This is a genomic window from Butyricicoccus sp. Marseille-Q5471 (assembly GCF_951230135.1).
Classification (GTDB): Bacteria; Bacillota; Clostridia; order Oscillospirales; family Butyricicoccaceae; genus Agathobaculum.
Map to the genome: position 1 here is coordinate 38,773 of NZ_CATNVC010000009.1, position 24,195 is coordinate 62,967.

Sequence of the window (24,195 nt, forward strand, 5' to 3'; positions counted from 1 at the left end):
TTTGTTAAATTTCAAAGAATCCTCTTTTGTGACTTTTTCTTGCGCAGCAAATGCGCTATACTAAAGAAGTAAAACAGGCGCGTATGCGCGGAAGTCATACAAACCACATTGGCAAAAATGGAGGAAGTTCTTATGAAGAATATTCTATTTGTTGCATCCGAATGTGTGCCGTTCATCAAAACAGGCGGACTGGCGGATGTTGTCGGCGCACTGCCCGGCGCACTCAATCGCAATCAATACGATGTGCGTGTTGTGTTGCCGAATTACCGCTGCATCAAACCCTCTCTGCGGGAGAAGTTTCATTATCTGATGCACTTCAATATGGATCTGGGCGAATTGGGTAGCGTATATGTCGGCGTAATGGAATATGAGCACGAGGGCATCAAATATTATTTTATTGATAATGAGCACTATTTCAGCGATCCCAAGCCCTATGGCGATTTACACTGGGACATTGAAAAGTTCTGCTACTTTTCCAAGGCTGCACTGGCGATTCTGCCGGTTATCGGCTTTCATCCGGATGTCATCCACTGCCATGATTGGCAGGCGGGTCTGGTGCCTGTATTCCTGCACACGCTCTTTAAACCCAACCCGTTTTTTCAAAACATCCGAACCGTTATGACGATACATAATCTGCGTTTTCAGGGCGTATGGGATATTCCGACAATCAAAATGTATACCGGCCTGCCAGACTGGGTGTTTACGCCGGACAGATTGGAATTTAAAAAGGATGCCAATATGCTCAAGGGCGGATTGGTGTTTGCCGACCGCATCACTACGGTGTCGCGCACATATGCGGAAGAGATTAAGCTTCAATACTACGGAGAGGGTCTGGATGGACTGCTTCGTGCCAAGGCGGATTCGCTTTCGGGTATTGTCAACGGAATCGATTATCGCGCATATGACCCGGAGCGTGACAGCAAGCTGCCGGAACATTACGGCGTTACAAGCTTCAAACAAGGCAAGGCAGCCTGCAAAGCCGCGCTGCAGCAGGAGCTGGATTTAGGGCATGACCCAAATGTGATGTTGATTGGCATGATAACGCGATTGACCGATCAGAAGGGGTTGGATTTGCTGACCTATGTCTTGGAGCGCCTGCTCGGTTCGGCAGTGCAGCTGGTGGTTATCGGCACAGGCGATGCGGGATATGAGAACCTGCTGCGCCGCTGCGAGTGGGAGCACCATGGTCAGGTATCGGCGTGCATTATGTTCGACGAAGCACGGGCGCATCAGCTTTATGCGGCAGCGGACGCCATCCTGATGCCGTCCCGCTTTGAACCCTGTGGGTTGACACAGTTGATTGCCATGCGGTATGGCGCGCTGCCTATCGTGCGTGAAACAGGCGGTTTGTGTGACACGGTGCAGCCGTTTAACGAAATCGAAAATACCGGTACAGGCTTTTCGTTTGCCTGCTACAATGCGGATGATATGTTGAATGTCATCAACTATGCGCAGAAGGTGTATTATGATAACCGTCCGGCGTGGGATGAGATGGTGCGCCGTGCGATGCAGGCGGATTTTTCGTGGAACAACTCGGCGCGAGAGTACGAGCGGCTCTACGACTCGCTGCGCTAAATCAAACAGAAAAAGGAGAGGCATCCGGGCGGGACGCCTCTCCTTTTGTCGGAAAATATAAAAAAGCGAAAAATGGCAGCCTTTTATTTTGAGTTTATTAACAAATTCTACAAACTTTAGCCACAACCATCGGGTATGATAATAACAGATCAAATGAGATGCGTTCAACAAACGGAACCCTCTCAGATAAAAAATCTGTTCGGCCCTGTGGGACGGAATACCGCACAGGCTCCCGGGCAGTCCAAAAATTCAGGCAGGCAGAAGCCGCCTTTTTGAAATAAAAACACGCGACGGAGTTTGATCCGGTCGCGTGTTTCGCGTATTATAGAGGAGAGTCAGCATACAGTTGGTTTTGTATATCAATCGCACAGCTTGTCAAAACCTGAAGTAAATGGGGATTGAACACACCGCATTCACCGCTGCATATCATATGCACGGCCGCGTCATGCGAGTAAGCTTTTTTATAGACGCGCTCACTGACCAGTGCGTCATACACATCGGCAAGGGACACCACCTGCGCCCAGATACTGATTTCATCCCCAATCAGTCCGTCCGGATAGCCGTGTCCATCATACCGCTCGTGATGATGTCGGCAGATGTCATAAGCGTATTGATAAATCTCACTGCGGCGCAGCTGCTCAACACTGTCCAGTATTTCACAGCCCCGGAGCGTATGCGTTTTGATAATTTCAAACTCTTCGGGATCTAGTCGCCCCGGCTTTCCCAGAATCTGATCGGGAATAGATATTTTTCCTACGTCATGCATGACGGCGGCTTCGGAGATAAGCTGAATGCGTTCGTGGGTCAACTCAAACCGTGGGTGCATTTCGGCGAGCACGCGCAGAAGCATCGCGGTCAAATCACGAATCCGCTTGATGTGTTCACCGGATTCGCTGTTGCGAAATTCAATTGCGGTGGACAGTGTCTCGATAATGGTGAAGCTGTTGTAGCGCAGCGCGTCTGCCTGCTCTTTGATTTTGGCCGTTTGGTGCTGCACCATAAGCTGTAAATCGCGACGGTGGCGGTACAGCTCGAGAATGTTGCTCAGCCGCCGACGGATGAAGACCGGATTAAAGGGTTTCGGAATCACATCGACCACGCCGAGTTCATAGGCCTTGTCAATCGTCTCGCCCAGAGTTTCTGAGGTCAGGGTGAACACGGGAATACGGTCGAGCAGGTTTTTGGATGCCATCCATTCGAGTACGGCGATGCCATCGAGCACCGGCATCAGCACATCGAGCAGCACGGCGGCAAGTGTATTGGCCTCAGCGAAAATGCAGTCCAGCGCAATTTGGCCGTTTTCGGCTTCGAGAATCTCGTATTCCTCATGAAATGCTTCCGCTAAAACAGCACGATTAAGCTCCACATCGTCAACGATGAGGAGCTTTTTCCTTTGTTCTGTGTGCAATTCAGTCATCATGCATTTAACTCGCTGATGACAGTGACCGCATCCCGATAGGCGTGGGTCAACTCGGAATAAATAGCGGAGAAATCCTGACCGCCGGCGCGCACGGTGCATACCAATGCGTCGCATGCACGATAAAGGCGGTCGAGACCCAGGTTGCCGGACACGCCTTTCAGCGTGTGCGCAGCGTTTTCAATCTCGAATCGGTTGTTGCGTTCCATTCCGATGCAAAGGGCATTGTAGCTTGTATCCTGCGGGAATTTTAGTAGAAATCGCTCGTAAAGACCCAAGTTGTTAGAAAAAATAAGTCTAACCTGATCTTCGCTAATTGAAAGCCGCTGCATGGCTTCGTTCAAATTCAACGCGCTTTCCTCCTTGCATATTTATCTACGACATGGTATTTATCTTACCATGTCGAAAACAAAAAAACAATGGAGAATTTGATCGAATACACGAATGGTACGCTATTGATTCCGGACACCGGGACGGAATATTTTTTTGCAGAGCAATTTGCCGTTAAAGGGAATCAGCGGATACAGGTAACTTTGCCCGGAGAAGGTTTTGCTGGTGAGCAAAATGATGAAAATGACGAGCAGACCAAGTGCGAATCCCCATACGTTTAGGGTTGCCGTTAGAATAAGCAAACCGATGCGCATGAACTTCATTGCATAACCCAAATCAAAGGACGGCTGATTGAAACCACCCAGTGCGACAAAGGCCATATAGAGCATAGATTCGGCAGAGAACCAACCTGATTTAACCGCAAAATCACCAACCACAATACCGGCGATAACAGACAGCGAGGTCGTCAGCATCGAAGGAGTATTAAGCGTGGCAAGCTTGAGGCCGTCGATGCCGATTTCCAGAATCAGCAGCTGCCAGAAAATCGGGACAGTGGGCGCGTCAGCGGGCAGAAGGAAGGTCAGTGCGGGTGGCAGCCACTGCGGATTTTGGTTCAGCAGCAGCCAGACCGGTGTAACAAGTAGCATGAAAATCAGCACCAACATGCGGACAAGGCGCAGATACGTGCCAATCATCGGAGGAAAATAGTAGTCGTTGGCTTCCTCCATTACATCGAAAAGAGAGGTTGGGAGCGTCATTGCAGCAGGGGAGTTGTCCACGAGCAGCACAATGTCCCCCTCAAGCACCTGCGCGGCAGCAGCGTCCGGGCGCTCGGTGTATTTGAAACGGGGAAAGGGGTTATACCATTTGTGCGGCAGCAGCAGCTCTGCAAGGCTCTCGCTGTTCATCGTCAGCGCGTCTACGTTGGCATTGGTAACCTGATTGCGCAGTTTGGTGAGCAACGCGTTGTCGACTCTGTCCTCCATATAGCACAGCACCAAATCGGTTTTGCTGGCAGTGCCCACGGTGAAGGACTCCATGCGCAAATGCGGCGAACGGATTCGGCGGCGAATCAGTGCACAGTTGAGCACCATGGTTTCTACAAAACCGTCGTGCGAGCCGCGAAACACCTTGTCTTTTTCTGGCTCTGCCGTGTCTCGTTGCGGATAGGTGCGAATGTCGAGCAGCACATAGGCGTCAAAGCCTTCAATCAAAAGCGCAGTCTGACCGGAAAGCACAGCGGTTACAACCTTGTCCAAATCGGTTTCTGAGTCGGCTTCGCAATATGGTACGGCGCGGTCTAAAAAGGCTTTGGCGCTTTTCATCGCAGGGTCATCGGTTTTGATGGAGTAGAAAAACTCCATAATCTTCTCAAACAGCTCATCCTTGACAAATCCGTCAATCAGCACGAACATCGCTCGCTTGTCAGCGATGAGCACCGGACGCTCTAGCAGGTCGAAACTTTTGCTGGGTGCGAGCTTCTGTCGCAGGGCCTGCAGGCGTGCATCATAATCAGTCATCGGCATTCGATCCTTTCTGGTTTTTAACAATAGTTTGCGCGGAGAACTGCCAAACTATTTAGCTGCATCTAAATTTGACGAAAGCCGGGAAATCATGTATAATAATTCAGTTATGACCTCCGTTTCCGGAGGATTTAAGGGTACGGGAGTGCATAAGAACCATGAGTAAAGCAAAACAAAGCTACGGCAATGAGAGTATATCCTCGCTCAAGGGCGCTGACCGCGTCCGAAAGCGTCCGGGCGTTATCTTTGGCTCGGACGGGCTTGAGGGCTGCGAGCACGCCGTTTTTGAGATTCTGTCCAACTCAATCGACGAAGCGCGTGAGGGTTACGGCAATGAAATTCAGGTCACGCGGTACGAGGATGGCTCGATTGAGGTTGAGGACCACGGACGCGGCATCCCGGTGGAATGGAATGCGAACGAAAACCGCTATAACTGGGAATTGGTGTTCTGCGAGTTGTACGCCGGTGGCAAATACCAGAACGATTCGGGTGAAAACTATGAGTTTTCGCTGGGCTTGAACGGTCTGGGTACCTGTGCCACACAGTATTCATCCGAATACATGGATGTAACGGTGCTGCGTGACGGCTGTGAATATGCGCTGCATTTTGAAAAAGGTGAAAACAAAACCGGAAATCGGGAAGGGTTTGTAAAAAAAGAAACCAATACCAAGAAAACCGGTACTAAAATTCGTTGGAAACCTGATTTGGAAGTCTTTACCGATATTCGCATCCCCGCGGCGTACTATCTTGATACGCTCAAGCGGCAGGCGGTGGTGAATAATAAGCTGCGCTTTGTGCTGCGGGATCAGCAGGGCAGCAAGTTTGAGACAACCGAATTTTGTTACGACAACGGCATTGTGGATTACGTGACCGAGCTTTCGGGTGACGCACCGCTGACCTCGGTACAGTTTTTGGAGGGGGAACGCCGCGGCCGCGACCGGGCAGATAAGCCGGAATACAAGGTCAAGCTATCGTGTGCATTCTGCTTTTCCAACACGGTGTCGCAGATTGAGTACTATCACAACTCTTCATGGCTGGAGCATGGCGGCGCGCCTGATAAGGCAGTCCGATCGGCCTTCGTTTCGGCGATTGACGCGTATATCAAACAGATTGGAAAGTACACCAAATCTGAGAGCAAAATTTCCTTTCAGGATATTTGGGACAGCCTTGTGCTGGTGACCAACTGCTTCTCAACCCAGACCTCGTATGAGAATCAGACCAAAAAGGCCATCACCAATAAATTCATTCAGGAAGCGATGACCGAGTTTCTCAAGCAGGGGCTGGAGATTTACTTTTTGGAGAATAAGGCTGAGGCAGATAGAATCGCCGAGCAGATACTCATCAACAAGCGTTCGCGTGAGCAGGCGGAAAAGGCGCGGCTTAACATTAAAAAGAAGCTGTCCGGCAATATCGACGTTGCAAACCGTGTGCAGAAATTTGTTGACTGCCGCACCAAGGATGTGACGCGCCGCGAACTGTACATCGTGGAGGGTGATTCGGCACTTGGCTCAGTCAAGCAGGGACGGGACAGTGAATTCCAGGCCATTATGCCTGTGCGCGGTAAAATTTTAAACTGTCTCAAGGCGGATTATGATAAGATTTTCAAAAACGACATCATCACCGACTTGCTCAAGGTGCTGGGCTGCGGCGTTGAGGTGCGCAACAAGGCCTCGAAGGATTTGTCTGCCTTTGATTTGGACGCGCTGCGCTGGCACAAGGTCGTTATCTGCACCGATGCCGACGTGGACGGCTTCCAGATTCGCACCCTGATTCTGACGATGCTTTACCGGCTCACGCCGACACTGATTGAAAAGGGTTTCGTCTACATCGCGGAGTCGCCGCTGTACGAAATCGAATACAGAGGGAAGAGCTATTTCGCGTTTGACGAAGTAGAAAAGGCGGCAATTCTCAAAAAGTTTGAGGGAAAAAAGCTGCTGATTCAGCGCTCAAAGGGTCTTGGTGAAAATGAGGCGGACATGATGTGGGAGACAACGATGAACCCCGAAAGCCGCCGCTTAATTCGTGTCTGCCCCGAAGAGGCGCAGGCGACGAGCGATATGTTTGACCTGCTGCTGGGCGATAATCTCGCAGGCCGCAAGGAGTATATTGCGGAAAATGGCCATGAATATCTTGATCTGGCCGATATTAGCTAATTTAAGGTGGATATAATGGCAAAAAAACCAGATAAAAAAGTATATAAGGAGCATCCGTCAACCGACCAGCGCATTACGGATACGCTGCGCGAGAATTACATGCCTTACGCAATGAGCGTCATTGTATCGCGTGCCATTCCGGAGATTGACGGATTTAAGCCCTCCCATCGCAAGCTGCTGTACACGATGTACAAGAAGGGTTTGCTGAACGGCAACCGCACCAAATCCGCCAACATCGTGGGTGAGACGATGAAGCTCAACCCTCACGGTGACGGTGCGATTTATGAAACCATGGTGCGCCTGACGCGCGGCAATGAAGCGCTGCTCGTGCCCTTCGTGGATTCGAAGGGCAACTTCGGCAAGGTATATTCACGTGATATGGCGTATGCCGCGTCACGATACACCGAGGCCAAGCTAGATGCGGTTTGTACCGAGCTGTTCCGCGATATCGACTGCGATGCGGTGGATTTTACCGACAACTACGATGGCTCGATGAAGGAGCCGACCTTGCTGCCGACGACCTTCCCGAATATTCTTGTGTCGGCCAATACGGGTATTGCGGTCGGTATGGCGTCCAATTTCTGCGGTTTTAACTTGGAAGAGGTTTGCCGCACAACAATTGCGTGCATCAAGGATGCCGACCATGACATTCTGTCTACGTTGCCCGCACCGGATTTTACAACCGGCGGCGAGCTGATTTATGACGAAGCCGAAATGCGTGCGATTTATGAATCCGGCCGTGGGTCATTCAAGGTGCGCTCCAAGTGGGAGTATCAGAAAAGGGAAAATCTGATCGAAGTTACCGAGATTCCCTACACAACTACGATTGAGGCGATTATCGACAAGGTGGCCGAACTGGTCAAGTCCGGTAAGGTGCGGGAGATTTCCGACATTCGAGACGAGACCGACCTGTCGGGCCTTAAAATTGCAATTGACCTCAAGCGCGGCACCGATCCGGATAAGCTGATGACCAAGCTGATGAAGATGACGCCGCTGATGGACAGCTTTTCCTGCAACTTCAACGTGCTGATTGGCGGTTTGCCGCGCGTATTGGGCGTGCGTGAGCTGATTGACGAGTGGACAAGCTGGCGCAGCGAATGCGTTCGCCGCCGGGTTTCTTTCGATCTGGATAAGAAGCGGGACAAGCTGCATTTGCTGCACGGCCTGCAGAAAATCCTGCTCGATATTGACCGCGCGATTCAGATTATCCGCGATACGGAAGAGGATGCGGAGGTTATCCCGAATCTGATGATCGGCTTTGGCATTGATCAGATTCAGGCTGAATTCATCGCGGACATCCGTCTGCGCAACATCAACAAGGAGTACATCCTCAAGCGCACGCAGGAAACGGCGGCTTTGGAGGAAGAAATCAAAAGGCTCGAAGAGATTCTGGGCAGCCGCACCAAAATCCGTGGCATCATCGTCAAGGAATTAGAGCAGATTATTAAAAAATATCCGGCGGCTCGCCGTACCACAATCGTCACCGCTGATGAGGTGCCTGTGTTCGACGAAACCGAGCATATTGAGGATAATCCGGTGCTCATTTTCCTGACGCGAGAGGGTTATTTTAAGAAGATTACCCCCCAGTCTTTCCGTATGGGCAGTGACCATAAGCTGAAAGAGGGCGATGAGATTGTCTGGGAAACGGAGACAACCAACAAAACTGAGATTATCTTTCTGACCAATCTGCAGCAGGCATATAAGGCACGTCTGTACGACTTTGAGGACTGTAAGGCGTCGTCGCTCGGCGATTATCTGGCATCCAAGCTGGGAATGGACGAGGGGGAGGTTCCGGTGTTTGCCTTCTTGCCCGGGGATTACAAGGGGACGCTGGTCGTCGTATTCCAAAACGGCAAGGCGGCGCATTATTCGATTGAGAGCTTTGAGACCAAGACCAATCGCCGCCGCTTGACGGGTGCGTATTCGGATAAATCGCCCGCGGTTGCATTCTTCTATCCGGTTGACGAGAATACCGAACTGACGATGTTCTCTACCGCAAATCGTGCGCTGACGTTCCGTGCCGGCATGCTGGATATCAAGGCCAGCCGCTCGACGCAGGGCGTGCAGACCATGGTGCTGCGCGGCAAGCATACCATCACGCGCGCGGTTCGCATGGAGGACGCCCGACTGGCGGATAACGGCAGGTATCGCTGTCGTGCCATACCGTCCATCGGCGCACTGCTGACCGACGAGGATTTGCCGGATAAGCAGCTGACACTGTAAATACAATAAGAAATCCCCGACTGGCATCACAGATGCCGTCGGGGATTTTTGTTATTCATTTATAGCGAAACATCAGCCAAACAGCGGGGTGGAAAAATACCGCTCCGCCGTATCCGGGAGCACGGTGACGACCGTCTTGCCGGGGCCGAGCTTTTTGGCAAGCGCGATGGCTGCCGCAACGTTGGTGCCGCTTGAAATACCGCACATCAGACCTTCCCGGCGGGCAAGATCCTTTGCAGTTTCAATGGCTTCATCATCGGTAACAATGTAAAGTTGATCGTATATATCGGTGTTCAGGTTTCTTGGAATCACACCGTCGCCAATGCCCATTTGCAGATGTGTTCCAATGGAACCACCGGAAAGGATTGCCGCATGCTCCGGCTCAACAGCCCAGATTTCCAGCTGGGGATTTTGCGCCTTGAGCACCTCGCCGATGCCGCTGATTGTACCGCCGGTACCGAACCCAGAGCAGTAGCCGTCAATCGGCGCGCCAACCTGCTCAAGTATTTCGGCGGCGGTATGGTGGCGGTGCACTGCGGGATTTGCGGGATTTTCAAACTGCTGGGGTACATAAACGTTCGGATTCTTCTCGGCCATTTCCATTGCGGTGTGCAGGCATTCGTCGATGCAGTCGCCGATGTTGCCGGCATCGTGAATCAACACAACCTCCGCGCCGTAATGCGAAACCAATTTGCGACGTTCCTCCGAGACGGAGTCGGGCATGATGATGATGGTTTTATAACCTTTGACCGCGCCGCACAGCGCAAGACCGATGCCCTGATTGCCGCTGGTCGGCTCGACGATAATCGTATCAGGGCCGATGAGTCCTTTTCGCTCTGCATCCTCAATCATATTCAGTGCGGTGCGCGTCTTGATTGAGCCGCCGACATTCAGTCCCTCAAACTTGACCAGAATCTGCGCACAGTTTGCAGGTACCATTCGATTCAGGCGTACCATCGGCGTATGACCGACGGCTTCCAGAATATTGCTGTACACCATTGAAAAATCTTCCTCTCAAACGTATCTGTCAAACATTATAGCACAGTTATCTGCATAAGGATAGGTGAAAATGACCAAACCCGGTCAATTTACCAAAGCATTCTGTCTTCTGACGAGAGGGGAGATAGCATCATGCAGATTTACTATCAGCAGGCAAAGCGCGGCAACTATGGTGAGGCATCGCACGGCAAGGCGGACATTCAATATCTGGTCTTGCACGCACTGCCAAGCGGAGAAGACACCGCTGCGCAATACGCAAACCATATGGCGCAAGCAAGTATGCCGTCTTCAGTACATTATGCAGTGGATGAGGAACAGATTTGGCAGATGATTTCGGATGAGGATATAGCATGGCATTGCGGTACGCGCGGTGTGTACTATCATCCCTATTGCCGCAACGAGAACAGCCTTGGCATCGCGCTGTGCAGCCGCTTACGGAACGGACGGCGCAATTTTGCGGAAGAGGGCATCGCCCGTGCACTTGCGCTTACGCGTGCGCTGATGGTGCGCTACGCCATACCGCCGGAACGCGTGGTGCGGCACTATGATGTGACACACAAAACCTGTCCTGCGCCCTTTGTAGAGCGTGCGGCTGCATGGGATGTATTTAAAGCGCGCTTGCGGTAGACGGCTTTTGTCTTGCATTTCCAGCAGGCGTGGGGTAGAATAAAAGAGTATCTGGGGGATGCAAAGAATATGAAAAAGTCCTATTTTATGATTGTTGCCGCAGCGGTATGCTGGGGTGTGATACCGATTTTTTATAATGGTTTGTCGCAAAGCGGCCTATCCAGCATGCAGACAATTACCATGCGTTTTTCACTTGCGGCGGTCGGGTATGTCATCTATCTGCTGCTGCGTGATCACTCGCTGCTGCGCATCAAACGACCGGTGCATTTGCTGTATTTTGTGGGCACGGGCATATGCAGCGTTGCGTTTTTTAATTTTTGCTACATCACCTGCATCCAAAGTGCAGGTGTGGCGGTAGCGGCGCTGCTGCTTTACACCGCGCCGGCCTTTGTGCTCATCATGAGTGCGGTGCTGTTCGGGGAGCGATTGACGGTGCGCGGTTTGATTGCGCTGGGTATGACGGTTACCGGCTGTGCATTTGTCGCAGGCGCATTTGCAGGGGGACTGACGATGTCTCCGGCAGCATTGCTTTGGGGATTGGGTTCGGGCTTCGGATATGCGTTGTACAGCGTTTTCGGTAAATATGCGCTGCGACACTATCGGCCGGAAACCATCACGGCATATACCGCGGTTTTTGCAGCTCTGGCAACGCTTCCGTTGGCACACCCGGGGGAGCTAGTCGGCTTTTTGCACAGCGGGACCGTTTGGTTTCATGCAATCGGTTGTGCGCTGGTCTGCACGGTGATGGCGTACCTGCTCTATACGGGGGGACTGGCTAAAATTCCGGCCGGACAAGCGTCCATTCTCTCGACGATTGAACCGGTTGTTGCAACGGTGCTGGGCGTTGCGCTTTTGGGGGAGAGCATGTCGCTGCACAAGCTCTGCGGCATCTTACTGGTGCTCGGCGCAATCGTCGTACTGGGCGCGAAACCCACATCCGAAGGGAAAACAGTGCGTGAAGCAATTGACGACCGAAGCACATCGTAACGAAGAAACACGTCGAAAAATGTTGCCTGTCAAAAAATTTTGGCAGTATATTCAGTATGGTCCACGGGGAAAATTCTCGTAGTAAGCTGATACTTCTTTGAGATAGACAGGAGGTTTTTCCATGCAAACCAAGGTGGAAATCTGTGGTGTGAACACGGCCGGTTTGACCGTGCTCAATGCCAAACAGACCGACGCATTGCTGCACCGCGTCAAGGATGGCGACAAGACCGCAAGAGATGAGCTGATTCAGGGCAATCTTCGTTTGGTGCTCTCGGTGATTCAGCGCTTTCATGGCCGCGGCGAATCGCCGGACGATTTGTTTCAGGTCGGCTGCATTGGCCTGATGAAGGCAATCGACAATTTTAATGTCGATCTTGGCGTGCGTTTTTCCACCTATGCCGTGCCGATGAACATACTTTAGGGAAACGCCCTCCGTAGTTTTCATAAAATCGTACATTTTAACCCTATTGTTGTACCATTAAGGAGATTTGACATGCTTTTTTGTAATATTGACCTGTTGGATGAACAGTTTTGTTTGCATCGAAACCGCTACGTTGGCGTGCGGGATGGACAGATTGCCTACATTGGCGGCATTGCGCCGGCGGAGGACTATGGCGAGCGGTATGACGGCCGTCACAGATTGATGATGCCCGGATTTTTCAATGTGCACAGCCACGCGCCGATGACACTGCTGCGTGGCTATGCAGAAAACCTGCCGCTGCAGCGTTGGCTCAATGAGCGCGTATTTCCGTTTGAAGCGCACCTGAATGCTGAAAATGTCTATTGGGCGACACAGCTTGCAATTGCAGAGATGGTGCAGTGCGGAACAGTGTCCTTTACCGATATGTATTTTGAGTGTCAGGCTATGGCCAAGGCAGTCGTGGAAAGCGGTATCAAATGTAATCTCAGTCGCGGTTTGACCGTGTTTGATGATAGTGCGTATGAGCAGCTTGCGGCGTATCGAGATAATGTGGAGCTGCTGCGCGACTATCATAAAAAAGCGGATGGCAGATTGTCGATTGACCTTTGCATCCACGGAGAATACACCTCAAGCCCCAAGGTGGTCAAGGCGGTTGCCGCGCACGCGAAATCAGCGGGCGTGCAGATGCATATTCACCTCTCGGAAACGAAGAGCGAACATGAGGAATGCAAACAGCGGCATGGTATGACGCCGGCAGCCTACATGGAGTCCTGCGGCGTGTTCGATGTGTCGACGACAGCGGCGCATTGCGTCTGGCTGGAAGAAAACGATTTTTCGATTCTGAAAAAACACGGCGTAACGGTTGCCTGCTGCCCGGCGAGCAATCTTAAGCTGGCATCGGGGTACGCGAATGTGCCGGAAATGCTGCGTCAGGGTATTAACGTCGCCCTGGGAACAGACGGTGCCGCTTCGAATAACAATTTAAACATCTTACAGGATGTCTATCTGTTTGCACTGGCGTATAAGGGTTACTATCACGATTCAACGCTCATTACACCGGCGCAGGCGCTTGCTGCGGCAACCTCTGCCGGCGCAAAGAGCCAGGGACGTGCCAACTGCGGTGCACTCAAGGTAGGCAATCGCGCAGATTTGTGCATCGTTGACACAGACACACCGCAATTCACACCGATGCATGATGCCGCCTGCAATGTGGTGTACGCTGCGCAGGGGAGCGATGTCAAACTGACAATGGTGGATGGGCGCGTGCTTTATCGGGACGGTGCGTTCCAGACCATTGATATCGAGCAGGTCAAGTTCGAAGCCAAGCGCCATACGGGGCAGATTTTATCCGCACTATAATTGAGGACATGAAAATGACACAGATCAATCAAATCAGAGAAGCCGCCGCATATATGCGGGAACGTTTGCCGTTCATTCCGGAAATTTCCCTTGTTCTTGGCTCGGGTATCGGTCCGCTGGCTGATGAAATCGAACAGCCTGTTTATGTACCATATGGGGAAGTGCCGCATTTTAAGACTTCAACTGCGCCTGACCATGCCGGACGGTTTGTCTGCGGCATGCTTGCAGGCAAGCGTGTGCTGTGCATGCAGGGACGTCTGCACGGCTATGAGGGGCATAGTCCCGCGGAAATTGCGTTCCCGATTTACACGATGAAGGAATTGGGTGTTGCCAAATTGCTGTTGACCAATGCATCGGGCGGTATCAATACCGAATTCAAGGTTGGAGATTTTATGTTGATTGAGGATCACATCAACATGACGGGAAAAAGCCCGCTGACCGGAGCAAATGACAGCAGCTGCGGCGTGCGCTTTCCGGATATGACGTTTGCCTATTCGACCGACATGCGGGAAACCGCAGTCCGTGTAGCCGAGTCGTGCGGAATAAGGCTGCGGCGCGGTGTCTATATTGGGGTCAATGGACCGCAGTTTGAAACACCGGCCGAGATTCGTGCATTTCGCGCATTAGGTGCGGACGCAGTTGGTATGTCAACAGTGTTTGAAACCATTGCAGCCGCGCATTGCGGCTTGCCAACAGCTGCCATTGCAATGATTACGAACATGGCTGCTGGTGTGCTGATGCAGCCGCTGTCGGGTGCGGAAGTAAACGCCATTGCAGAGCAAAAGGGTGACGAACTGCGTAAGCTGATTCGTGCGCTTCTGGCGGCATTGTAAACAGGCGGATAGAGACAAGAGAAAACTTAGGGATAGATTTTTTAGGAGCGTGCGAGTGCTTTGTCGTGGCTGAAGATAAAGCATACGCACGCCCTATTTATGGAAAATTACAATGTGATAATTTTTTAAAAATCTATGTGAAGAAAGTGTTGACAATTTTTCGTAAACGCGATATACTAAATAAGCTGTGATTGATTAATGAACAGAAAACAATCGAGGTGTGGCTCAGCTTGGTAGAGCGCTTCGTTCGGGACGAAGAGGCCGCAGGTTCAAATCCTGTCACCTCGACCACAATTAAGAATACCCCAAACTGATTTGAATCGGTTTGGGGTATTCTTTTCTCTATTTGTTGATTTGATTTTTAACAGTCGGCGCAAGGTTACATTAACAGCTGCAGCATCCTACACTGCGCGTTACTCCCAACGCTCCCATGTTTCGGGGTGGTATCCAACCGTGGCTTGACGTCCGTTGCGGACAACAGGTGTTTTCATCAGCAGAGGGTCTTCCAAAACCTTTTCATATTTGTCATTTTCGTATGCCAAATAGGCCAGTGAGGCATATCCCTTAGACTTGTCGTCAATCAGTGCGTCCAGACCGCCGACAGCGTGAAGCACGCTGTCCAGTTCGCCTTTGCTCATGCCTTTTTGCGACAGGTCAATCATTTGAAACTTTATATTGCGTTCTTTGAACCATCGCTGCGCTTTTTTGGTATCAAAGCACTTGGTTTTTCCAAAAATCTGTATATTCATGGCGGCAATCTCCTTTTTTTATCTATTATATCAGATGCCGGGACGGTTCACAAGTAACAGAAAAAAGGACGGCCGAAGCCGTCCTTTTTTCTATGCGTGGCGTTTTACCGCTTTTTTAGAAGCGATTTTGCGAACCGGCTGAAGCACTACGCAGCCGAGTGCGGCAGCACGTCCCAAGTCGCATAGCAGAAGGGGAAGTGCGAAAAATACTTCGCCGTGACGAGCAAAATCTCCGACAGAAGCCAGTCCGGCTGCGACAAAATTAGGATAAGCGAGCAGTGCTGCTGTGTGAGATCCGAGCAGCAGCGCTGTGCGCAGGCTGATGAGCGAGAGCAGCGCGCCGCCAATCGCCATACCCCGAGCAGCTGCGCCCGGCATCTGCTCAGGCAGTGATAAGGAGATGACAAGAGCGCACGGCAAGATGACACGTAAAAACCGTCCGCACTGCACACCGAGTGACCACATCGGCGCCTGCAGATAGGAAATATGCAGGTCAGATATCGTGAGTGCGCCAGACAGTGCAATGAGGAGTCCTGCTGTTACAAACACCGGCAGCGACCACATAGCGCATCGAATGAGGCCAATGCGCGCAATCAGTATGGCAGACAGCGTCAGTGCGAAGACAAGGCCCCAAAGAGAGCGCTCGGGAAAAACGGTTTGACGCACAAAGGCAGTCATGCGGGAAAGTGATTGTATCAGCGGCCAAAGTGCGCAAATAGCAAGCAACCAACTCATAAAGTTTAGCTTGCGTACGGTGGGTGGCAGAAGTGCCGCACCGCTGCAAATAAGTGCTGTAATCAGGGAGGCTAAAATCGCGGCATATCCGGTCTGCTGATCGACCGGGCAATACAGAATTTCAGACAGCGGCAGCAGGGCGAACAGCGCTGCACCCCATCGGGGAAACATTTTTTCACGCATCCAGACCGTCCTCCATATCGCCGTCCAGATAGCAGGACAGTTTTTCATTTGCAAAGACCGCTACGCCGGCCGGGGCTATTTGCTTAAACTCATCAATTTTAAGTGCGGGGAGAATCGCGGTGCCGTCGGCGTGCAGCACCTCTGTCACTCGATACAGCGGCATGTCGGGCAGGGTGTGCTGCTCCGCAGCCAGATCGAGCAAGTCGGACAGGGCGAACACTTCGTCATCCTGCTGCATCAGGGCGGCAGCATCGCCCCCTCGCACGACCGCAATGCGCAGGGAGAGCCGCATATCCTCGTGCTGACACAGATAATCAGCCAGTTCCAGAATGCCGTCTGAGGCAACTTCTTCATCAATCAGTAGCACCTGTGCGTGATCTAAATAGAGTTCGTTGCCAAGCACGCGTTCGATACCGCGCAGCAGTTCGGGAAGATCGCGCCCCGTTGCAGAAAGGTAGGCAGGTGCAGCGGCGGCGTCCAAGCTGTCCTGCCGAACGATTTCGGCAGTCATGCGGTATTGGTCGCCGATTCGGTCGAGAGCCAATCCGGATACCGGGGATACCTCGCGTGCGCAGCCACAAAGCAGCAGCAGGCTAAGCGCGAATAAAAGTCTTTTCAATGATGCCTGTCCTCCTTTTTCACGGGAAAACGATCGTGCCTCATAAAGAACCACGGCGCACGCAGATAGGCGTCCTCGTGTTCAATGCCAACACGCGGCACGAGATTGAGCAAATAGGGAATGGAGAAGGAGTGCATATTGCACAGCCATGCAAGCACGAGCGCCATCGCAATGCCGACACCGTATAAGCCGTAGGCTGCCGCGGCAGCAAGCAGTCCAAACCGCAAGTAAAGAGCCGCGGTCTGCAGCTTGGGCACCATCAGACCGGTGACACCGGCGATCGCGACGACAATGACGGTGGGTGCGGCAGCAAATCGTGCCGAGACGGCAGCTTGCCCGAGTACCAAACCGCCGACGATGCTCATCGTTTGCCCCATAGCGCCCGGTGTTCGCGCGCCGGCCTCCTTGAGCGCTTCTAGCACGAACAGCATAAGCAGTGTCTCCCAGCCGGATGGCAATGGCACACCGCGCTGTGCGGCCGAGACCGCAAACAGCAGCCGGGCGGGCACAAGCTCCCGATGGTACAGCATCAGTGCGACATAGACAGCGGGCACGCAGACGGAAAACACAAAGCCTGTGAGCCGCAGAATACGTGATAGATTGGCCTGTAAAAAGTTCACATAATAGTCGTCATTGGACTGAAAGCATTCCTGCAGCAGATATGGTGCGGTCAACACCACCGGACTGCCGTCCACAATGATGGCGCATCGGCCTTCCACAAGACGGGCAGCGACAACATCGGGGCGCTCGGTCGTGCCCATGGTCGGAAAAGGGGACCAGCGGTGGTCGCGAATGCGTTCAGACAGATAGTTGGAGTCTAAAATGCTGTCAGGGTCGATTTGAGATAATCGCTTTTTGATTTCGCCAATCAGCTTATGCTCGCAGACCCCATCCAAATAGCACAGGCATACAACGGTGTTGGTGCGTGTGCCGATGCGTAAAAAAGTGAATTTCAGTCGCTTGTCATTGAGCCTGCGGCGAATTAGCGCGAGGTTTGGCATGAAGCATTCGGTAAACCCTTCACGCGGACCGGACAGTACACGTTCATTTTCGGGCTCACTTGCAGATCGCAGCGCAAAGCCTTTGGTGTTGACAACAACAGGACGGCTTTCGCCTTCGGTGAAGATGACGGTATCGCCATAGAGGAACGACGCAAACAGTTTGTTGTTATCGGTTTCCACGCGACTGTCGTTGATTTGCAAAATGGTCTGTGCCAGTTCCTCGGCGGTTGCACGACGGAACGTGGAGGAGACAATTGGCCGAACGATGCTTTGATTGATTGCGATGCCGTTGACCATGCCGTCGAAAAAGAAGGCGGCACAGGTCAGTCCGTGCGGACTTTGCGCCCGACGGACGACCAATGTGTTATCCCCTTGAAAAATCTCCTGCATCAAGCGGATATTTTGTTCCAAATTAGTTGTAAAAACAATTTCCTCCATGCATTCACCCCTTATCAGGAGTATTTTGCACAGAATGGCGGATGTTATACGCCGTTGAGATCGTCAGACAGCACTTGGCCGAAAAGGCGAATGGCAGACAGTGCTTCCGACATCGTATTACCGGAAGAACCGACTTCCACCAGAATCGAGCCGGTGCGCGCGTGCTGATTAAAGCGCTGGGTGCGCAGGTTGACCGGACGCATCAGCGTGGGGTAGGTGCGGTTGAGTGCGTATTGCAGTCCGACCACATAGTTTAGATTGTCACGCCAATGATCGTGCTGCAAGCCGCCGTCGTCCGTGCCGACGACGAACATCAGCTGCGCCATCTCGGTTCCATCGATGGTGCAGGAAGTCTTGTAAGCCTTGCCGCTGTCGGTCAGAATCGAATCGCGGTGTAAATCAATGACCACTTGAATGGAGGGATGCGCTTCCAGAGCGGCGTCGATTGCAGCAAGTGAGCGATCGTAAGAGCCGGAATAAACCGGCGAGTCAAATATGTCACGGCAGTGTTCGGTCGGGATGCCGTTTTTCTCCAGAATCTGGGTCAGCTCATCGCCGACGCGGACAACACTGTAGCGTGTATCGGTTGTGCGCTCGTTCTCGGTTGGTGTGTAGGGGAATGCATCATCCGGCTTGTAGCTTTCGCTGCCGTGGGTATGTACAATCAGTACCTGCGGCTCGTCTTTGCTTTCCGAGCGAATGTTAACCGGCTCTGACAGACAGGATGCAACATCTACATCATAGCTCGTTTCATTGTTCACGGTAACCGTTTTGGCTTTGTCCGCGGCAGACAACACCGGGGTGTCGTCTGTACTGGATTTGTTTGGGATATACGTGCTTTCCGAAATCGGATCGGCTGCGTCCTCATGCAGAGCACCGGACGCGGTGCGCGGCGTAAACACTTCGCTTTCGTCTGCCGGCAGACCCAGCTCAAACGACACGGCATGTGCGATAAAGCCGTTACTGCGAGCCAAATCGGTCAGCCAGCCGCGTGCTGTGTTTTCTCCGCCTGCGCGTGAAAATAATAACAGCGAAACGGCCAGACACAGACAGACCGAAGCGGGCAGCACAACGCCGCGCTGCCTTCTATATGGTTTTTTGCGCCGCTTCATCCGGCCCACCTCCTTATGACTGCTTCCTATTTTACGCCAGTCCGGATGCGAGTATGACAGATTTTTGGAGGGCGGAAAAAAACGGTTAGGAAAGATAAAGGTCGATATCTGCGACGGATAGGCTCGGGTGGAGCGCCATGTTAATGGCATAGCCAATCATACGGGATACATCGGATACCTCGCGGTCAATATCTCGCGTTGTTACCATGACCGGATTTTCCAAATCGTCTAAGGCCTCGCAGGTCGCGCCAAGCTGTCCGGCGATTTCATGTGCAAGCGTAGCGCCGTCCACCACGGTAGGCACACCGATGGCGATAACGGGAACGCCCAGTGTTTCCTGATTCAGCGCCGCGCGAGCATTGCCTACACCCGCGCCCGGTGTAATTCCGGTATCCGCAATCTGCACTGTGCGGAGCAGGCGGGACAAACGCCCGGCCGCCAGTGCATCAACCGCTAGCACCGCGGCAGGCTTGATTCGATCCATCACGCCGCAGACCACCTCGCCGGTCTCGACACCGGTCTGACCCAGCACACCGGGCGCAAGCGCAGAGACAGGCCGCCAGGAGGCAAACACATCCGGGACTTGCTCAACGAGGTGACGGGTCGCGATTACGTGATCGACCGCCTGCGGGCCGATTGCATCGGGGGTAATCATGCGGTTGCCCAGACCGGCGACCAGAATGGCTCCGGTTTTAGCGGATTCGGGCAGCAATTCGGCAAGAAGGTTGCCCAGTGCGCGGCAGGCACGGGGAAAAGCATCTTCTTCGCGGCGTATCAGCGCGTCTAATTCCAGCGTGAGATATCGGCCGCAGGGCTTGCCGATTTCACGTGCGGCGCATTCATCCAGAATACACACCTCGCGCACAGAAAAGCCTTCCAGACTGCGTTCCTCCTGCGTCACGTGCCGTATATCAGCCGCTTTTTCCATGTTTTCAATCGCTTCTACTGCGAGGTCGGTGCGGAAAGCCATCATCAACCACTCCTTTTTGCGTTAGTTTGTGACGGAGCGGAAAAACTATGCAGACGGTTTAATTCAAAGCGATTGGAAATAGAAGAAGATTGTGTTATACTGATTTAATAATAGAATGCAGGCGCTTTCGATAAACCGCGTTTGCCGAAAGGAGAGGACGTACCGATGTCCGCATATATCATTACCTGTTGCTCAACGGCTGATTTATCCGCAGATTACCTGCGTGAAAAGGGTGTACCGTACGCATGTTTCCATTTCCAGATGAACGGGGTGGATTACCTTGACGATTTGGGTCAGAGCATGCCGTTTTCGGAGTTTTACCGGAAAATAAGCGAAGGCGCGACGCCGACCACCTCTCAGGTTAATGTTGAGGAATTTGTTGCGATGTTTGAGCCGCTGCTCAAGCGCGGCAAAGACATTCTGCACCTGTCCCTGTCGAGCGGGCTGTCTGGTGCGTATACATCCGCCTGTATTGCGCGGGACGATCTGATGGCGCGATATCCCGGCCGCAAAATTTATGTGGTGGATACGTTGGGTGCATCATCGGGCTACGGATTGCTGCTTGATACCGCACTGGAAAAGCGTGATGAGGGTATGCCGATTGAGTCACTCTACGACTGGGTGGAGCAGAACAAGCTGCGTTTGCATCACTGGTTTTTTTCAACTGACCTAACGAGCTATATCCGCGGTGGCCGTATTTCAAAGACATCCGGCGTAGTGGGCACCTTGCTTGGCATTTGCCCACTGCTGAATATGGATCGCGCAGGGCATTTGATTCCGCGCAAAAAGATTCGCGGCAAAAAGCAGGTCGTGCAGGAAATTGTAAAAATGATGGAGCAGCACGCGGAACAGGGGCGGGATTACAGCGGTAAATGCTACATTTCGCAGTCCGCATGCATGGAGGATGCCAGTGCAGTGGCTGAATTGGTAAAAGCAAAGTTTCCGAAGCTGCGCGGTAAGGTCGTCATTAATAGCGTGGGCACCGTCATTGGTGCGCACACAGGGCCGGGTACGGTGGCGCTCTTTTTCTGGGGTGACGAAAGAGTTGACTGACCGCAGGTCACACATAGCTTATGCCGGACGTGAGTTATAAATGAAAATGCCGCCTTTCAGGCGGCATTTTCATGCTTTATCGGTTGATAACGTTCATTTGAAGACTTTCCAGTACGTCAAGCGCTTTTTCGTGCATCACAGGGTCAAAGCTGCGGCAGAGCGACGCATCGATGGTGATCGGTGTTTCCGGCCACTGTGCCTGCGCTAAAATGGCATTTGCAATGACGCACATATTGGTTACAAGTCCAACCACTGTAATCTCACTCAAATCGGGAAGCAGCTGACCGAGCCGCGTTGCTTCTGCCGGCGGCATGCCGAAAGTATGCTTCTGTACGATGTGGATTTGACTGTTCGCACAGGTTTCGCAGCAGAGTTCCTGCGTTTTTCCGTAAAGCTGCCAGCCATCGTTCTTGGGGTTGCAATGGGCAATGGGCAGCGCGCGGCCTTCACGGGTGTCAAGATAAGTGTCATCATGCGTATCATAGGTAAACAGCACGTGGTCGCCCACGGCAAGATAGCTTTGCACCAGATGGGCAATGCCGTCGTCAATTGCGGCGGCTCCGTCAAAACCGAGCGATCCGGTGACGAAATCGTTTTGATAATCCACAACCATAAGCAGTTTAGACATCGCTGTTCAGCTCCCTTGTCTCATTTATCATGCCGTTGCCGGCATTGCGGTAGGATAACCTGTCTTGCGGTTATCATACCATGTTTTGTTGAAGCCGACAATGAATTTATTGCACGGATGCCCCTTCTGGATTATAATATTTGCATGACGTGCCGCATACGCTTTTCCAACACGGGAGGTGTGCGATGAACGGGGGATTATTACGCAGGCTGATCGCTGGCTTGCTGCTGATTTTGCTTATATCATGGGTCTTTGCCAGAGGAGGCAGCGCGGTGCGCACGTTGGCCGCGGCCGATTCACCACCGACACTGGTGATTGACGCGGGACATGGCGGTTTTGACGGTGGCGCCATTGGTGCGACCGGCACGACCGAGCAGGATATCAATTTGTCAATCGCGCGGCGGGTGCAGGCGCTTGCAGGATTTTTTGGCGTCCAAACAAAGATGACGCGCGCAGATGAACAGGCCTTGGATTATCATCCGGAAAAATCGGTGCGCGACAATAAGGTAACGGATATCAAAGCGCGGGAAAAAATTGTTAACGATACGATGAATCCGGTTTTTATCAGCATACATTTGAATAAATTCAGCGATGCACAGTATCACGGCGCACAAGTGTTTTATTCAAAAAACAATGCAGGCAGCCGGGATTTGGCCGAACGTCTGCAAGCAGACTTGATTGCCGGCGCTGACCCCGCAAACCATCGGCAGGCCAAACAGGCCGAATCGACAATCTACCTGATGAAAAAGCTGGATTGTCCTGCGGTCATCGTCGAGTGCGGCTTTTTGTCCAACCCGGCGGAGGAAGCGCTGCTCGCGCAGGAAGATTATCATAAACAACTGGCCGTATGCATTACCTGCGGTTATCTGCAACACGCAAGCGGCGTTTAACGGAGGAAGTATGAAGCAAAAGACAATGTACCTGTGCAGCGAGTGCGGGTACGAAAATGCAAAGTGGTTCGGCAAATGCCCGAGCTGCGGCGCGTGGAATACGATGGGTGAATTCAAGGTGAAGCCGGAAACAGCCACCCGCGGCGTGGCCAACTTTACGCGCGGCACGTCGCGCCCGACACTGCTGCATGAGATTGAAACCAACGATGAAAGCCGGTTTTATTCCGGGATCGGTGAGCTGGATCGTGTGTTAGGCGGCGGCGCAGTGCATGGATCGTTCGTACTGGTCGGCGGTGAGCCGGGCATCGGCAAATCAACGCTGCTGCTGCAGATGTGTCAGGAAATGTGCCGCAATGCCAAGGTGCTGTATGTTTCCGGTGAAGAATCCCTGCGGCAGATTAAGCTGCGCGCCGCACGGCTGGAGATTAAGTCGCCCAATCTGTTTGTGCTGGCCGAAACGGATATGGAGCAGATTATCAACGAGACCGAATTGCTTGCACCCGATGTTCTCATCGTGGATTCCATCCAGACGGTCTATAAGCGTGATTTAACTGCTGCACCCGGTGGCACAACGCAGATTAAAGAGTGCTCCATGAGCCTGATGCAGTATGCGAAGAATAAAAATGTAACTATTTTTGTGGTCGGCCATGTCAATAAGGAAGGTACGCTTGCCGGACCCAAGATTTTAGAGCACATGGTGGACTGCGTTCTCTACTTTGAGGGCGAACGAAATGGGCCGTTCCGTTGCCTGCGCGCGGCAAAGAACCGCTTTGGCTCTACCAACGAGATTGGTGTGTTTGAAATGAGCGATCATGGCCTGCTTGAGGTGACAAACCCTTCGGCGGCGATGCTGGCCGGGCATCCGTCGGGCGCGGCGGGAAACTGCATCGCATGCGTCATGGAGGGCAGTCGCCCCATTTTGGCAGAGGTGCAGGCGCTGGTTGCGAAAACGCAGTTTGGAGTGCCGCGCCGGACGGCGGCGGGTGTTGATTATAACCGCATGGTGCTGTTGCTCGCCATTCTGGAAAAACGAGCGGGGCTGTTTTTGTCATCCTCGGACGCCTATGTCAATGTTGTCGGCGGTATGCGGTTGGATGAACCGGCAGTCGATTTGCCGATGGTACTCGCCATTGTTTCCAGCTTCCGCGACAAACCGCTGCCGGAGGGCGTGATGAGCTTTGGCGAGGTTGGTCTGACGGGAGAATTGCGTGCGGTTTCCAGTGCTTCACAGCGAATCAATGAGGCGTATCGGCTCGGGTTTCACACCTGCATCATGCCGATGCAGGATGTAGATGAAAACCTGATGCATCAAATGAATATCGTGCGTGTGCATACGGTGGGCGAGGCCATTCAGGCCGTGCTGTAAAAAA

General features: G+C 52.5%; 21 protein-coding genes, 1 tRNA gene and 1 pseudogene. 12 read left to right on the top strand and 11 right to left on the bottom strand.

Annotated features, from left to right (window positions below):
* Positions 1-132 precede the first annotated feature (132 nt).
* Positions 133-1,575 (top strand): glycogen synthase GlgA, encoded by a 1,443-nt coding sequence (glgA, locus tag QOX26_RS10325; RefSeq protein ID WP_283674900.1) that lies wholly within the window; start codon positions 133-135, stop codon positions 1,573-1,575.
* Positions 1,576-1,897: 322 nt separating this feature from the next.
* Here the strand turns inward: glgA and QOX26_RS10330 are convergent, their stop codons facing one another.
* The 3 genes from QOX26_RS10330 to QOX26_RS10340 form a co-directional block, all read right to left on the bottom strand.
* Complete coding sequence (locus QOX26_RS10330; protein ID WP_283674901.1) at positions 1,898-2,995, bottom strand: HD-GYP domain-containing protein; 1,098 nt, start codon at positions 2,993-2,995, stop codon at positions 1,898-1,900.
* The gene (locus QOX26_RS10335; protein ID WP_283674902.1) at positions 2,992-3,342 is read right to left on the bottom strand and encodes an Hpt domain-containing protein; all 351 of its coding nucleotides are present in this window, start codon (positions 3,340-3,342) and stop codon (positions 2,992-2,994) included. The genes QOX26_RS10330 and QOX26_RS10335 overlap by 4 nt, the downstream gene beginning before the upstream one ends.
* A 102-nt stretch (positions 3,343-3,444) precedes the next feature.
* On the bottom strand, positions 3,445-4,842 hold the full coding sequence (locus QOX26_RS10340; RefSeq protein WP_283674903.1) for a spore germination protein: 1,398 nt from the start codon (positions 4,840-4,842) through the stop codon (positions 3,445-3,447).
* Positions 4,843-5,003: 161 nt separating this feature from the next.
* On the opposite strand from QOX26_RS10340, the gene QOX26_RS10345 reads away from it, so the two are divergent.
* Together QOX26_RS10345 and QOX26_RS10350 are read left to right on the top strand one after the other, a co-directional pair.
* Positions 5,004-6,998 carry a DNA gyrase/topoisomerase IV subunit B gene (locus QOX26_RS10345; protein ID WP_283674904.1) on the top strand — a complete coding sequence of 665 codons (1,995 nt, stop codon included), beginning with the start codon at positions 5,004-5,006 and terminating at the stop codon, positions 6,996-6,998.
* A 15-nt stretch (positions 6,999-7,013) separates the two neighbouring features.
* Entirely contained in the window at positions 7,014-9,221 is a 2,208-nt protein-coding gene (locus QOX26_RS10350; protein WP_283674905.1) for a DNA gyrase/topoisomerase IV subunit A, read from the top strand.
* Positions 9,222-9,293: 72 nt separating this feature from the next.
* Here the strand turns inward: QOX26_RS10350 and cysK are convergent, their stop codons facing one another.
* Complete coding sequence (gene cysK, locus QOX26_RS10355; RefSeq protein ID WP_283674906.1) at positions 9,294-10,220, bottom strand: cysteine synthase A; 927 nt, start codon at positions 10,218-10,220, stop codon at positions 9,294-9,296.
* A gap of 132 nt (positions 10,221-10,352) precedes the next feature.
* Between cysK and QOX26_RS10360 the strand changes: the two genes are divergently transcribed.
* From QOX26_RS10360 to QOX26_RS10385, 6 genes and pseudogenes are all read left to right on the top strand, one after another.
* Entirely contained in the window at positions 10,353-10,847 is a 495-nt protein-coding gene (locus QOX26_RS10360) for a peptidoglycan recognition protein family protein (RefSeq protein ID WP_283674907.1), read from the top strand.
* Positions 10,848-10,916: 69 nt separating this feature from the next.
* On the top strand, positions 10,917-11,834 hold the full coding sequence (locus tag QOX26_RS10365) for a DMT family transporter (protein WP_283674908.1): 918 nt from the start codon (positions 10,917-10,919) through the stop codon (positions 11,832-11,834).
* Positions 11,835-11,955: 121 nt separating this feature from the next.
* Positions 11,956-12,249, top strand: a pseudogene (locus QOX26_RS10370) (sigma-70 family RNA polymerase sigma factor); the annotation flags it as partial.
* 78 nt (positions 12,250-12,327) lie between these two features.
* Positions 12,328-13,614, top strand: coding sequence for an amidohydrolase (locus QOX26_RS10375; protein WP_283674909.1), 1,287 nt, complete (start codon positions 12,328-12,330; stop codon positions 13,612-13,614).
* Between the two features lie 8 nt (positions 13,615-13,622).
* Positions 13,623-14,447 carry a purine-nucleoside phosphorylase gene (locus tag QOX26_RS10380; RefSeq protein ID WP_283674910.1) on the top strand — a complete coding sequence of 275 codons (825 nt, stop codon included), beginning with the start codon at positions 13,623-13,625 and terminating at the stop codon, positions 14,445-14,447.
* Between the two features lie 214 nt (positions 14,448-14,661).
* Positions 14,662-14,738: transfer RNA gene (locus tag QOX26_RS10385), tRNA-Pro, on the top strand.
* A 122-nt stretch (positions 14,739-14,860) separates the two neighbouring features.
* On the opposite strand, the gene QOX26_RS10390 is transcribed toward QOX26_RS10385, so the two are convergent.
* From QOX26_RS10390 to gpr, 6 genes are all read right to left on the bottom strand, one after another.
* Positions 14,861-15,196 carry an arsenate reductase family protein gene (locus QOX26_RS10390; RefSeq protein WP_283674911.1) on the bottom strand — a complete coding sequence of 112 codons (336 nt, stop codon included), beginning with the start codon at positions 15,194-15,196 and terminating at the stop codon, positions 14,861-14,863.
* Positions 15,197-15,286: 90 nt separating this feature from the next.
* Complete coding sequence (locus QOX26_RS10395; protein WP_283674912.1) at positions 15,287-16,114, bottom strand: hypothetical protein; 828 nt, start codon at positions 16,112-16,114, stop codon at positions 15,287-15,289.
* On the bottom strand, positions 16,107-16,733 hold the full coding sequence (locus QOX26_RS10400; protein ID WP_283674913.1) for a Ger(x)C family spore germination protein: 627 nt from the start codon (positions 16,731-16,733) through the stop codon (positions 16,107-16,109). The genes QOX26_RS10395 and QOX26_RS10400 overlap by 8 nt, the downstream gene beginning before the upstream one ends.
* Complete coding sequence (locus QOX26_RS10405; RefSeq protein WP_283674914.1) at positions 16,730-18,145, bottom strand: spore germination protein; 1,416 nt, start codon at positions 18,143-18,145, stop codon at positions 16,730-16,732. The genes QOX26_RS10400 and QOX26_RS10405 overlap by 4 nt, the downstream gene beginning before the upstream one ends.
* 71 nt (positions 18,146-18,216) lie before the next feature.
* Complete coding sequence (gene spoIIP / locus QOX26_RS10410; RefSeq protein WP_283674915.1) at positions 18,217-19,284, bottom strand: stage II sporulation protein P; 1,068 nt, start codon at positions 19,282-19,284, stop codon at positions 18,217-18,219.
* 85 nt (positions 19,285-19,369) lie between these two features.
* On the bottom strand, positions 19,370-20,257 hold the full coding sequence (gpr, locus tag QOX26_RS10415; protein WP_283674916.1) for a GPR endopeptidase: 888 nt from the start codon (positions 20,255-20,257) through the stop codon (positions 19,370-19,372).
* 162 nt (positions 20,258-20,419) lie between these two features.
* Between gpr and QOX26_RS10420 the strand changes: the two genes are divergently transcribed.
* Entirely contained in the window at positions 20,420-21,307 is an 888-nt protein-coding gene (locus QOX26_RS10420) for a DegV family protein (protein WP_283674917.1), read from the top strand.
* 76 nt (positions 21,308-21,383) lie between these two features.
* Here the strand turns inward: QOX26_RS10420 and QOX26_RS10425 are convergent, their stop codons facing one another.
* Positions 21,384-21,935, bottom strand: coding sequence for a cysteine hydrolase family protein (locus QOX26_RS10425; protein ID WP_283674918.1), 552 nt, complete (start codon positions 21,933-21,935; stop codon positions 21,384-21,386).
* Positions 21,936-22,120: 185 nt separating this feature from the next.
* On the opposite strand from QOX26_RS10425, the gene QOX26_RS10430 reads away from it, so the two are divergent.
* Both QOX26_RS10430 and radA read left to right on the top strand, forming a co-directional pair.
* On the top strand, positions 22,121-22,825 hold the full coding sequence (locus tag QOX26_RS10430; protein WP_283674919.1) for an N-acetylmuramoyl-L-alanine amidase: 705 nt from the start codon (positions 22,121-22,123) through the stop codon (positions 22,823-22,825).
* 10 nt (positions 22,826-22,835) lie between these two features.
* Entirely contained in the window at positions 22,836-24,191 is a 1,356-nt protein-coding gene (gene radA / locus QOX26_RS10435) for a DNA repair protein RadA (protein ID WP_283674920.1), read from the top strand.
* The last annotated feature ends 4 nt before the right edge of the window (positions 24,192-24,195 follow it).

Coding starts and splice junctions, on each gene's coding strand:
- QOX26_RS10345 (WP_283674904.1), top strand. CDS start 5,004: ATGAGTAAAGCAAAACAAAGCTACGGCAATGAGAGTATATCCTCGCTC.
- QOX26_RS10430 (WP_283674919.1), top strand. CDS start 22,121: ATGAACGGGGGATTATTACGCAGGCTGATCGCTGGCTTGCTGCTGATT.
- QOX26_RS10340 (WP_283674903.1), bottom strand. CDS start 4,842: ATGACTGATTATGATGCACGCCTGCAGGCCCTGCGACAGAAGCTCGCA.
- gpr (WP_283674916.1), bottom strand. CDS start 20,257: ATGATGGCTTTCCGCACCGACCTCGCAGTAGAAGCGATTGAAAACATG.
- QOX26_RS10390 (WP_283674911.1), bottom strand. CDS start 15,196: ATGAATATACAGATTTTTGGAAAAACCAAGTGCTTTGATACCAAAAAA.
- QOX26_RS10395 (WP_283674912.1), bottom strand. CDS start 16,114: ATGCGTGAAAAAATGTTTCCCCGATGGGGTGCAGCGCTGTTCGCCCTG.
- QOX26_RS10330 (WP_283674901.1), bottom strand. CDS start 2,995: ATGATGACTGAATTGCACACAGAACAAAGGAAAAAGCTCCTCATCGTT.
- spoIIP (WP_283674915.1), bottom strand. CDS start 19,284: ATGAAGCGGCGCAAAAAACCATATAGAAGGCAGCGCGGCGTTGTGCTG.
- glgA (WP_283674900.1), top strand. CDS start 133: ATGAAGAATATTCTATTTGTTGCATCCGAATGTGTGCCGTTCATCAAA.
- QOX26_RS10380 (WP_283674910.1), top strand. CDS start 13,623: ATGAAAATGACACAGATCAATCAAATCAGAGAAGCCGCCGCATATATG.
- QOX26_RS10365 (WP_283674908.1), top strand. CDS start 10,917: ATGAAAAAGTCCTATTTTATGATTGTTGCCGCAGCGGTATGCTGGGGT.
- cysK (WP_283674906.1), bottom strand. CDS start 10,220: ATGGTGTACAGCAATATTCTGGAAGCCGTCGGTCATACGCCGATGGTA.
- QOX26_RS10420 (WP_283674917.1), top strand. CDS start 20,420: ATGTCCGCATATATCATTACCTGTTGCTCAACGGCTGATTTATCCGCA.
- QOX26_RS10360 (WP_283674907.1), top strand. CDS start 10,353: ATGCAGATTTACTATCAGCAGGCAAAGCGCGGCAACTATGGTGAGGCA.
- QOX26_RS10375 (WP_283674909.1), top strand. CDS start 12,328: ATGCTTTTTTGTAATATTGACCTGTTGGATGAACAGTTTTGTTTGCAT.
- QOX26_RS10425 (WP_283674918.1), bottom strand. CDS start 21,935: ATGTCTAAACTGCTTATGGTTGTGGATTATCAAAACGATTTCGTCACC.
- radA (WP_283674920.1), top strand. CDS start 22,836: ATGAAGCAAAAGACAATGTACCTGTGCAGCGAGTGCGGGTACGAAAAT.
- QOX26_RS10350 (WP_283674905.1), top strand. CDS start 7,014: ATGGCAAAAAAACCAGATAAAAAAGTATATAAGGAGCATCCGTCAACC.